Below are 11581 nucleotides of genomic sequence, written 5' to 3' on the forward strand. Positions count from 1 at the left end.
TAACAAGCGGTATTTACACCTGCGGATGGTAGGCGAACAGCGCCGGCGCACCGCCGGTGTGAACGAACAGGATGGGCCCTTCGTCGCGGAAACGCCGCTGGGCAATGCCGTCGATCAAACCGGCCATCGCTTTGCCGGTGTATACCGGATCCAGCAACACGCCCTCCTGCTGCGCCAGCAGCTGCACCGCCGCCATGCCCTCTTCGTTCGGCATGCCGTACTGCGGCGCGAAATAATCGTCCCACAGCGCGATCGGCGCCAGTTCGTCGATATTCAGCGAACAGGCCAGGGCTTTCTGGATCTGCTCCACCTTCGGCAGTTGATCGATCACGGTGCGCGAGACCGTCACGCCAATCAGCTCGGTTTCCGGCAGCAGCTGTTGCAGCCCCACCGCCAGCCCAGCGTGAGTGCCGGCGCTGCCGGACGCCACCACCACCGAACTGAACGCCACGTTGCTGCGCCGGCTCTGTTCGGCGATTTCCAATGCGCACTGCACGTATCCCAGCGCGCCCAGGGCATTGGAGCCGCCCACCGGCACCACGTAAGGCCGGAAGCCCTGCGCCTCGAGGCGCGTCGCCAGTTCCGCCAGTTGCTGCTGCGGATCGTGCAGCGCTTCGCACATCACCACCTCGGCGTTGAACAGGCCGAGCAACAGGCGGTTGCCGTTGGTCAGGTAGTTTTCCGCACGGGTATCGATGGGGTTTTCCAGCAGCGCGACGCAGTGCAGGCCCAGTTTCGCCGCCACCGCCGCCGTCTGGCGCACGTGGTTGGATTGAATGGCGCCGGCGGTGACCAGCGTATCGGCGCCTTGTCGCAGCGCATCGGCGGCCAAAAACTCAAGCTTTCTCAGCTTGTTGCCGCCCATCGCCATAGGCGTGACATCGTCACGTTTAAGGTAAATTTCACGGCCGAGGTAATCGGAGAGACGGGACAGTTTTTCCAGCGGTGTGGCGACGCCAACCAGATCCAGACGCGGAAATTGCGCCAGTTGTTGTTGCAGGTTCACTACTTCCCCCCAGGGAATCGAATATCAACATCTGATAACCGATAGATTTAGCAGATGTGAACTGAATAATCATCCTTTATCACGGGGGGATACGGCAGACCCCGGCCCAGCGGCCGGGGAAAATCTCAGTAGCTGCGCTGCCAGGCGAGATACTGATCGTACTTGCGCAGCGCAATGCGGTAGTTGTTGTGCGCCGCGGTAGGCAGATCGTCGATGATGCGCTGATGACTGGCGCTGTTGGCGAATTTGTCCGCCGGGTAATTCCGCGCCACCAGCATTTCATCCAGCCGGCGCAACCGCACCACGTACTCGCGAATGGTGCTGTGGCTCATCTCGGTCTGTTCGAACAGATACTGCTTGAACGCCATAATGTCGAAATAACTCGGGTGGCTGTTGCAGGAAATCTCACTGCAAAAGCGGCACAGCGCGGTCAGTTCGTGCTGCACGTTTTGCCAGACCGCATCGTCGATCGGCTGATCCATGCGCGCGATGGCTTCTTTATTGATTATCTTGCCGCGAAACACCAGCGCCATGCGGTCCAACAGTTTGCCGCACTGGGAGCAATGGGTCTGGCTGTGCTTGTAATCTTTCAGGTAACGGCTAAGCGGCCGTTTCTTCAACAGTATTCCTGGCATAAGGGGCAGTCCGATTGTCGCATGAGTCATCGAGTTGGGGGCGGCGCTCCGCCGTCAGGTATCGTTCGCCAGCCGCGCACGCAGCCGTTTGATCGCCTGACTGTGCAGTTGGCTGACGCGGGATTCCCCGACGTCCAGCACGGCGCCGATCTCTTTGAGATTCAACTCTTCCTGGTAATACAGCGTCAGCACCATTTTTTCGCGCTCCGGCAACGCCTCGATGGCGTCGATCACCCGCTGGCGCAGGCTGCCTTCCAACAGGTGATGCAGCGGGTTGGCCTCCTCATGCCCTTCCAGCATCGGTTCCGCGCTCTCGCCATGCTCCTCGCGCCATTCGTCGTAGGAGAAAAGCTGGCTGTTATTGGTGTCCAACAGAATTTGACGGTACTCATCCAGCGAGATGTTCAGCGTCTGCGCCACTTCCGTTTCGCTCGCCGGGCGGCCGTAACGCTGTTCCAGTTGCCGCATCACCTGCGCGACCTCGCGCGCGTGGCGCCGCACGCTGCGCGGCACCCAGTCGCGGCTGCGCAACTCGTCGAGCATCGCGCCGCGAATGCGCTGCACCGCATAGGTGGTAAAGGCGGTTCCCTGTAGGGCGTCATAACGCTCAACGGCGTTTAATAGCCCGATTCCCCCGGCCTGCAGCAGGTCGTCAAGCTCCACGCTGGCGGGCAGCCTGACCTGCAGGCGCAACGCCTCGTGGCGCACTAACGGCACGTAGCGCAACCAGAGAGAATTTTTGTCCATCACGCCTTCGGCGGTATACAGATCGCTCACTATGTCTTAAACCTGCGGATAAGAGAGTCAGCGCTATTATGCGTAGGGGGCGAAATGCCAATCGGCAGAACAGTCGCACAAAACGGGCTTTATTTGCGCCATGTAATAACCGCGCGGTGCGCGAGCATAAAAAAACCCCGCCGAAGCGGGGTTTCTTTGCGACAGTTAATCGGGAGAGACGATTAACGCAGCAGGGACAGAACGTTCTGAGTAGACTGGTTAGCCTGTGCCAGAACAGAGGTGCCAGCCTGTTGCAGGATGTTGGCACGGCTCATGTTGGACACTTCGGTCGCGTAGTCAGCATCCTGGATACGGGACTGAGAAGCGGACAGGTTGTTCACGGTGCTGTTCAGGTTGTTGATAACAGAATCGAAACGGTTCTGTACCGCACCCAGGGAAGAACGCAGGCCGTCAACCTGTGCCAGCGCTTTGTCCAGAGTGTCCAGTGGCGTTTGTTTCAGATCGGCATCTGCACCAGCAGTCACTTTACCATCATCAGCGATGGTTGCGGCTTTATAAGTTTTAGCACCATCTGAAGCGGTGGTTTGGACATAGAAAGCTTCCTTGCCGTCTTTATCTTTGGCAGTTACTAAAGCTTCGCCATCTTTCAGACCCGATGTTTTAGAATCGTAAGTGATGTCTTTAGTACCGTTATTGATTGTAGCGCCGTCAGCGATAGCCACTGGTTTTGCAGTTACATCAAATTTTTCCAGACCCAGTTGCTTAGCGTCGATTTTTTTCAGGTCGATATCGATGGTTTCACCGTCGTTAGCGCCAACCTGAATGGTCAGTTTCTGATCGCTGCTCAGCACTTTCACGCCGTTGAAGTCAGTTTGTTCGGAGATACGGTTGATCTCTTTCAGGCGCTGAGTGATTTCGTCCTGGATGGAGTTCAGGTCGCTGGTGGAGTTAGAACCGTTCTGCGCCTGTACGGTCAGACGACGGATGTTCTGCAGGTTGTCGTTAACTTCGTTCAGTGCGCCTTCAGTGGTCTGCGCCAGAGAGATACCGTCGTTGGCGTTGCGGGAAGCCTGAGTCAGGCCTTTGATGTTAGCGGTGAAACGGTTGGAGATCGCCTGACCCGCAGCATCGTCTTTCGCGCTGTTGATACGCAGACCGGAAGACAGACGCTCAATCGCAGTGCCCAGAGAAGACTGAGATTTGTTCAGGTTGTTCTGCGCCATCAGAGACAGGCTGTTAGTGTTGATTACTTGTGCCATTGTTTGCTTTCCTTACGAGTCAGTTGCGTTCTTCGCAACACGGTTAAAAGGTTCGGGCTTGTTTGCCCACGGCGTCAACCACCGTCCCCTCAGGTATCGGCCCTCCCCTAACAACCTTTAGCAATTTTTTAAAATTTTTTGCGCCCGCTGCAATGGCGGAAATAACGCGGTTTTTCCCTCCTCTATTGCGCCATCGTTTTTTTGTTTTTTTCGGTAAACTTTTTCACCACTGGGCCGATAACGCGTAAAGCGAATAAAGTCATCATCAAGGAGAATTACTCATGGCAACGATCAGTTCATTAGGTCTCGGCTCAGGGCTTGACCTCAATGGCTTGCTGGATAAGCTGACCAAAGCGGAACAACAGCGTCTGACCCCTTACACCACCAAGCAATCCAGCTACAACGCCCAGCTGACCGGTTACGGCACGTTGAAAGGCGCGCTGGAAAAATTCGACAATCTCAGCAAAGAGATGGCGAAAGAAGATTTCTTCAAGGCCACCACCGCCACCGAACACGACGCCTTCAAGATCACCACCAACGCCAAGGCGGTGCCGGGCAACTACGTGGTGGAAGTGAAAAACCTGGCGCAGGCGCAAACGCTGACCACGCAGGCGAAAGTCAGCGATCAAGGCGCTAAATTAGGCGCTGAAGGCGTCACCGACCGCTCCCTGACCATCACCGCCGGCAACCCGCCGAAAGAAACCAAAATCCCGCTCAGCGACGATCAAACCTCACTGGTTGAGCTGCGTGACGCCATCAACGGCGCCAAAGCCGGCGTCACCGCCAGCATCATGCGCGTTGGCGACAACGATTATCAATTGGCGGTCAGTTCCTCCACCACCGGCGAAAACAACAAGATTTCCCTCCAGGTCGACAATGACGACAAACTGGGCGATATCCTGAACTACAACGCCACGCGCGGCACCTCCACCGCCATGAAGCAGACGGTCGCGCCGCAGGATGCGGAGCTGATGGTGAACGGCACCGCTATCAAACGCAGCACCAACTCGATCAGCGATGCCCTGCAGGGCGTCACCATCGATTTGAAAACCAAAACCAAAACCGATGAACCGCAGCATCTGGTAATCAGCACCAACACCGCCGGCACCACCGACAAGATCAAAGAGTGGGTCGACAGCTATAACTCCCTGCTGGACACCTTCAACGCATTGTCCAAGTTCACCCCGGTTAAAACCGGCGAAGCGCCAAATCCCAGCAACGGTCCGCTGCTGGGCGACAACACCCTGCGCGGCGTTCAGTCGTCGATCAAAAGCGCGCTGAGCGCAGCCCAGGACAACCCGGAGTTGAAAGGCCTGGGCAACCTCGGCATTTCCACCAACACCAAAACCGGCAAGTTGGAAATCGACAGCGCCAAGCTGAAGAAAGCGATGGATGAGAAGCCGGATCAAGTCAGCAACTTCTTCGTCGGTAACGGCAAAGACACCGGCATGGCCACCGAGATCCACAACGAGATCCAGAGCTACATCAAATCCGGCGGCATCATCGAAAACTCGACCAAAAGCATCAACACCAACCTCGATCGCCTGAACAGCCAGATCACGACGGTCACCGCCAGCATTCAGAACACTATCGATCGTTATAAACAACAGTTCGTTCAGCTGGATACCATGATGTCGAAAATGAACGGCACCAGTAACTATTTGGCTCAACAGTTCAAGTAACCCTTTAACAAGGTAAAGAAAACAGCATGTATAACCGTAGCGGCACTCAGGCCTATGCACAGGTCAGTCTGGAAAGCGGCGCCATGAGCGCCAGCCCGCACCAGTTAATCGTGATGTTGTTCGACGGGGCGCTCAGCGCCCTGCTTCGCGCACGCATCCTGATGAACCAGGGCGATATCGCCGGCAAAGGCATGGCGCTGTCCAAAGCCATCAATATCATCGACAACGGCCTGAAAAGCGGCCTCGACCCTCAACAGGGCGGCGAGATCGCCGAAAATCTGGCGGCATTGTACGACTACATGAAGCGTCGGCTGATGCAGGCCAATCTGCACAACGACGAAGCGGCGATCGCCGAAGTGGTTAAACTGCTGGAAAACATCGCCGACGCCTGGCGCCAGATCGGCCCTAACTACCAACCTTCGCAGGACGCCGTGTAATGGAACGTCAACAGCAGCTGTTAGCCGCTTATCAACAAATTTACAGCCTGAGCAGCCAGATGATCGCGCTGGCGCAAACCGGGCGCTGGGAGGAGCTCGTCGAGCTCGAATTCGCTTACGTGACGGCGGTGGAAAAAACCGCCGCCTTTACCGGGCAAGCCGGCCCGTCCATGGCGCTGCAGGAGATGTTGCGCAATAAGCTGCAACAGATCCTCGACAACGAAACCGAACTCAAACGTCTGTTACAGCAGCGTATGGATGAGCTGAAAATGTTGATCGAACAGTCCACGCGCCAGAACGTGGTCAACAATGCCTACGGCCAGTTTCATGATCGTGCGCTGTTGCTGGGGGAACCACAGGTCCGATAAGATCGACAATACTGACGAAAATGGATTAAATAGCACTATGCGCTATTACTCTCGGGTTACGTTAGGATATTAATCTATGGCATTTGAATTATTCAGCTTATGGGTAATTGGTAAAATGCGCGCTTCGAGCCTGGCTCTCACTTTAATGGATAAACATCATCCCGACACGGACGTTTTCTGTTCAGCAGGAAATTGATTTTTGATAGATAAAACTCGCCGCTGTGTTTCACGGCCCATGGAAAAATGTTGCTCCAGCGCGGATCAAAGCGTAAAGATATTCCCAGATAATGGCTGCGAAATGAATATCGATGGAACGTACAATTAATCTCTGTCCTGGAATTGGCGCCTCAGCGCACATCATTCAGTATACTGAATTATTATTCCCTTCAGTCTATTTTGAGCAACCACATCTGTATCTGATACAACAAGGCCATAAGCGCGTACGCTGGCAACAACACGAAGTGGTCGCTCATCCCGGCGAGCTGTTGATTATCGACGGCGGGCAAACGGTGGACATTATTAACGGCCCGTCCGAAGACGGCGTATTCAGTTGCCAGCTGCTAACCTGCGATCCCCTGTTGCTCACCGTCCAACCTCCGGCCGAGGAAACGCCGGCGCCGATGCCGTTCGATGCCGTCCTGGCGCTGCGCAACCTGCCCTGCGCCCTAAAGCACAGTTTTGAAACCACCGGCCTGGCGCTGACGCTGCGGCAACGCTTTCCCACCATCATCGTGCGGCACAAAATGCTGGAAATTCTGTTGTGGCTGGCCCAATTCGGCATTCGCTTTATTCACAACGAAGCCAAGGATCTGACGCAGCGCGTGCGCCGCTGCCTGGCGACCGATCCGCACAGCATTTGGACGGCGGCCAAAGTCGCGGAGAGCCTGTCGATGAGTGAAGTGATGTTGCGCCGCAAACTGTCGATGGAAAACACCGCGTTGCGCAACCTGATGATTGACGTGCGCATGAGCAGCGCGCTGGCCCTGCTGCAGTCGACCGACTGGCCGATCTCCGCCATCGCGCAACATGTGGGTTATGAAAGCGCCTCGCGTTTCGCCGAACGTTTTCGCAAACGCTTCGGTTTCGCCCCTACCGCCATTCGCGGTCATCAGAGAATAATGGAACCTGCCTTTGAACAGCATTACGGTTCCGGCTAATCAATGGCGGCAAACACTGCAATTTAGCCCGGATAAACGATGGCATCGCAATGATGTGGGCGTGCCGAGCAACCTATCTTGACGTATCCGCCAGCGACCGCTGGCACCTTTTCCTGGTTGTTCTCTTCCTGCCGCTGGCTATTTATCCCGCACAACCCACTGCTCGGTTCTCCACCAAAGCATTAAGTATTTTCCTATTTTGACCGACGCCTAAAATTTGCTTGCTATACTGCTTTTCTATCTGACTGTCTAAAGCGAGAACGTAAAAATGCGGCAAAGAAACAACGTTAAAGCCAAGCTTAAGCAAGCTGGTGAAAAGCTGGTGCTTGCCAGCTGTCTCTTGTTGCTGCTTTATTACGCATTGCAATGGTCGTTGCTCCTCGGTGATTTTTAATTAATTTTATTTATTTATTTTATTGCTGAATTAATTGCACCGGTGGCCTGTTTCCTGCTGCCACGGCAAATTCCGAGGGCCAATCGTCACTATCCCAAACGCAAAACCCGCGCGACTTAATTAGCTCGTTAATTATAAGAATGGCATATACTTGCAGTCTAATTCTATAACCCCATGAATATACTACCCTTGCAGCTAGACCATCCCACCTTCTTATTGTATGATAGCGCGCGGAAATGCGCTGGTTTTTTATAACTACTTTAATCTGAAGCCAGACGATGCCATATAGGATAAGTAACTTAGGGAATATAATGTGAATATATTAAGTTTTGTTTGGCTAGCTCTCGCTTTCGCCACTTTTTTCCTACACCACAGAACCATTTTCGCCCTGTTGATTCTCGCATCCATCTTTCAATCAAGCGCTATTATTAACACAGGGAGTAATAGCCTACCTATATTTTACTTTATCGAGCTGGTTTTAATAACCCGGTTTTTTTTCACTTCAAAAAACAGCACATCCGTCTGGAACTTAAAACACCGGGTATTTCTGCAATCGCTGGTAATAATTGTTCTTTTTTGGTTCTTCACCTATGCGTTAACCCACCTATTTGAAGGGGTAAGAGTTTATTCACCGGCTTATAGCTTTGAAAATAATTACGCCAAAAAAGGTATCTCGCTTGTGTGGGGCAATAACAACATCAAGCAACTGATTCTAATCACGCTGAACCTGATAACGCTGTATGTCATTTACGTCAAGCGGCGTGAAATCACGCCTGAATATGCACTGAAAACCATCATTTTCACGACGCTGGTTTTCTCCGCTTACTGTCTGATTTGGCTCCTTGCCAGGCCGCTGGCGAATGCGATTCAGATTTTGATGTATAACAGCATGCATAACGCCAATGCCATTTTTGAATCCAGACTGAGCGGTACCTTCGGTGAACCGTCATTCGCCGGTATCTTTATTGGCGCAACCATCGTGCCTCTTTTGGTTGCCAAGGGGTTGCGACTGAAGCTAGTGGCCCTATTGATGGTGCTGCTCTTGGTTAAAAACGGCTCTACATCGGGCTATTTCACCCTGCTTACGTCGCTGTGCGGCACATTCATTTTCAGTACGCGTTTTAGCCTGATACAGAAAGCTCTATTTTCTCTGGCTTTGGTCATCGTATCAAAGCTCACATTTATCTTTTTCCTGGAGAAAATAACCGATTACGCGGATAAAAAAGCGCAAACGATCTCTCACCTCGTGCGCTCCGCCTCCAACTACAATGCCCTTGAAATTATGTATAATACCTTTGGCTTGGGCGTCGGTATCGGTAGCGCAAGAATATCTTCTCTGCCTCTGTCCCTACTTGCTAACTTCGGAATATTGGGGACGATACTGTTAGTCGGTTTTATCGTATCCAAGCTTATTCGTTCGCAATATAACGTCGCCGGCAACGAAGCCCATTCCATGCTTAAATTTATGCTTTTCTCCGCATTTTTGGGCTCCTGCGCCGCCAACCCCGATTACTCTTACGGGTTCATTTGGGTTCTTATTTTCAGTTGCCTGTTGACAGGGAAAACACAGCCGTCACTGCCACGATCAACGCAACAGCGCGCGCTCTGACATCGGCAAGCGTCCCTTGGACCGCTTGCCACCACATACACGCTCAGGCCGACGCGAACCGCGTCAGCCTGCCAGGCAGCTCCGCCACCAGTTTGTCTACCGCCAGCCGCACCTTGAGCGGCTGGTAAGGCATATAGGGCCACACGACGTTCACCGGGAAACTGAGGCTGGACCCACCGCGCATGATCTCCACCAACGTCCCCGCCATCAAGCGCTCGCGCACCAGCCACTCTGGCAGCCAGGCAATACCGGCGCCGGCGGACACCGCATCGACAATCCCCTGCATGTCATCCATCATCATCTTGGCCGGTGGCCTGAACGGCTGCAGCTCGCCGTTTTCGCCGCGAAGCTGCCAGGGCAGCACGGCGCCGGCGTGCAGATACCCCACCGCCTGATGTCGGCTTAACGTCTCTACCGTTCTCGGCTCGCCGCAGCGCTGCAGATAATCGGGCGAGGCGCACAGCAGCATGCCGTGTTCGCCCAAGCGCCGGGCAACCAGGCTGCCGCTGTCCGCCAGCTCGCCAATGCGAACCGCCAGATCGAACCCCTCGTCGATCAGATCGATCCTGCGGTCGCTGAATGAAATTTCCAGCGTCAGCAAGGGATGTTCATTCGCCAGCGCCGTCAACACGGGCGCAATGCACAAATGGCCGAACAGCACCGGCACCGAGACTCTGAGCCGGCCGCTGACCTGCATCTTGCCGCTGTCGAGCTGGTTTTCCGCCGCCTGAACGTTTGCCAACGCCTGCCGGCAGTGCTCATAGTACAGCGCCCCTTCATCCGTCAGGCTCAGGCTGCGCGTGGTGCGCATAAACAACATCACGCCAAGCCGAGCCTCGAGACGCGATACGATTTTGCTGACCGCAGAGCGCGTCAGATGCAGTTTCTCTGCGGCGGCGGCGAAACTGCCGCCTTCCGCCACGGCGACAAACGCCGGCAGTGCGCTGAGATCGCTTTTCATCTTAATGCTTCCAAATTGGAATCAATTTAGTGAAAACCTATCACCACTGGTGAACATCAAGCAATGATAACCTGCAGTCATTCCGAATCCCCGGTGAAAACCACAGATGACCGTCAGAGGACAACAGCATGAAAAAAATACTGGTACTCAAATCCAGCATTATGGGAAATGACTCGCAGACCAATAACCTGATTGACCGCTATCTGGCGGCGCGTAAGGCGAAAGGACACGAAGATCGGATCGTCGAACACGATCTGACGGCGTTGGATCTGCCGGTATTGGACGGCGAGCTGTTCGGTGCGCTGCGCGGCGCGGAAAACATCAGCCCACGCGCCAAAGCGGCGGTGGCGCTCTCCGACCGGCTGATTGCCGAACTGAAAGAGAGCGATCTGCTGCTGCTCGGCGCGCCAATGTACAACCTCAACGTCCCGACCCAGCTGAAAAACTGGTTCGATCTGGTGGCCCGCGCCCGGATGACCTTCAACTATACCGCCACCTACCCGGTGGGGCTGGTGGAAGGCGTCAATGCGCTGGTATTCAGTTCACGCGGCGGCATGCACGCCGGGCATCCGACCGATGCCGTAACGCCCTACCTGCGTTCGGTGCTGGGGTTGATGGGGATCGGCGACGTGCAATTTATCTATGCCGAAGGGCTGGATATGAGACCGCACGGCCTCGCGCAGGGGCTGGCGAATGCCCACCAGCGGATCGCAGAATTGGCGGGCTGAAGCAAACGCACGGCAGCATTGATTTGTTATAACATAACAAATATGATAATCGCGTTGACGCCCCCTCGAGCGGCTGTCGACGCTCCTACATGACATAAATGTTTTATCGCACCTTCAACCAGCTATTTCGATAGCTGGTTTTTTTTCCTCGGCTGGCGCTGCGGCTTCAGCATTGTCGGACTGGCCGTCACTCTAAGGTAACAGCGCCGAGCCAAATTTCACTGAAAAATAGTCGGCACGTTCATCACACCGGCATATTCATGATGTCCTGGTAGGCCGCCACCAGCTTGTTGCGCACCTGCACGCCCAGCTGCAAAGACACCGACGATTTCTGCAGATCGACCATCACATCGTTCAGGCTGATGCCTGGCGCGCCCAGCTCGAAATCCTGCGCCTGCTTGCGCGCCGTTTGCTGGGTCTCGCTGATTTTGCCGAGCGCCGCGGTCAGTTCGCTGGCGAAGCTGACGCCCTGCGGCGCCGCGTTCTGCCCCATCTTGCCGGCCTGAACCGCCATGGTCTGCATCTGCTGCAGCACCCCTTCAATGCCCTGAATCGCCATCTGGTCCTCAATCATCTCGTCTCGCCGGGTGACGTTTTCACCCTGCAC

General features: G+C 54.7%; 12 protein-coding genes. 6 read left to right on the forward strand and 6 right to left on the reverse strand.

Annotated elements, in window-relative coordinates:
• Positions 1-13 precede the first annotated feature (13 nt).
• The 4 genes from IT763_RS13900 to IT763_RS13915 form a co-directional block, all read right to left on the reverse strand.
• Entirely contained in the window at positions 14-1006 is a 993-nt protein-coding gene (locus IT763_RS13900) for a D-cysteine desulfhydrase (protein ID WP_016927324.1), read from the reverse strand.
• Positions 1007-1131: 125 nt separating this feature from the next.
• A complete protein-coding gene (gene fliZ / locus IT763_RS13905) occupies positions 1132-1641 on the reverse strand; it encodes a flagella biosynthesis regulatory protein FliZ (protein WP_004934751.1) in 510 nt (169 codons plus the stop codon).
• 54 nt (positions 1642-1695) lie between these two features.
• Positions 1696-2418: an RNA polymerase sigma factor FliA gene (locus tag IT763_RS13910; RefSeq protein WP_016927322.1), complete on the reverse strand. Its 723-nt coding sequence runs from the start codon at positions 2416-2418 to the stop codon at positions 1696-1698.
• A 182-nt stretch (positions 2419-2600) separates the two neighbouring features.
• A complete protein-coding gene (locus IT763_RS13915) occupies positions 2601-3638 on the reverse strand; it encodes a flagellin FliC (RefSeq protein ID WP_025303241.1) in 1038 nt (345 codons plus the stop codon).
• A gap of 281 nt (positions 3639-3919) precedes the next feature.
• Here IT763_RS13915 and fliD point away from each other — a divergent pair, with 281 nt between their 5' ends.
• From fliD to IT763_RS13940, 5 genes are all read left to right on the forward strand, one after another.
• Complete coding sequence (gene fliD, locus IT763_RS13920) at positions 3920-5320, forward strand: flagellar filament capping protein FliD (RefSeq protein ID WP_016927320.1); 1401 nt, start codon at positions 3920-3922, stop codon at positions 5318-5320.
• Positions 5321-5346: 26 nt separating this feature from the next.
• Entirely contained in the window at positions 5347-5757 is a 411-nt protein-coding gene (fliS, locus tag IT763_RS13925; RefSeq protein WP_004934758.1) for a flagellar export chaperone FliS, read from the forward strand.
• Positions 5757-6125 carry a flagella biosynthesis regulatory protein FliT gene (gene fliT / locus IT763_RS13930; RefSeq protein ID WP_016927319.1) on the forward strand — a complete coding sequence of 123 codons (369 nt, stop codon included), beginning with the start codon at positions 5757-5759 and terminating at the stop codon, positions 6123-6125. The genes fliS and fliT overlap by 1 nt, the downstream gene beginning before the upstream one ends.
• Positions 6126-6433: 308 nt before the next feature.
• Positions 6434-7282, forward strand: coding sequence for a helix-turn-helix transcriptional regulator (locus IT763_RS13935; protein ID WP_028128106.1), 849 nt, complete (start codon positions 6434-6436; stop codon positions 7280-7282).
• 707 nt (positions 7283-7989) lie between these two features.
• Positions 7990-9285, forward strand: a complete 1296-nt coding sequence (locus IT763_RS13940) for a hypothetical protein (protein WP_049299135.1) — start codon at positions 7990-7992, stop codon at positions 9283-9285.
• A 43-nt stretch (positions 9286-9328) separates the two neighbouring features.
• Here IT763_RS13940 and IT763_RS13945 read toward each other — a convergent pair whose 3' ends face one another.
• Entirely contained in the window at positions 9329-10246 is a 918-nt protein-coding gene (locus IT763_RS13945) for a LysR family transcriptional regulator (protein ID WP_164052459.1), read from the reverse strand.
• A 128-nt stretch (positions 10247-10374) separates the two neighbouring features.
• Here IT763_RS13945 and IT763_RS13950 point away from each other — a divergent pair, with 128 nt between their 5' ends.
• On the forward strand, positions 10375-10974 hold the full coding sequence (locus IT763_RS13950; protein ID WP_048794698.1) for an FMN-dependent NADH-azoreductase: 600 nt from the start codon (positions 10375-10377) through the stop codon (positions 10972-10974).
• Between the two features lie 244 nt (positions 10975-11218).
• On the opposite strand, the gene fliE is transcribed toward IT763_RS13950, so the two are convergent.
• Positions 11219-11533 (reverse strand): flagellar hook-basal body complex protein FliE, encoded by a 315-nt coding sequence (fliE, locus tag IT763_RS13955; RefSeq protein WP_004934773.1) that lies wholly within the window; start codon positions 11531-11533, stop codon positions 11219-11221.
• Positions 11534-11581: the final 48 nt, after the last annotated feature.

Origin of the sequence: Serratia sp. CMO1, from assembly GCF_015689115.1 — a bacterium.
GTDB classification, from domain to species: Bacteria; Pseudomonadota; Gammaproteobacteria; order Enterobacterales; family Enterobacteriaceae; genus Serratia; species Serratia marcescens.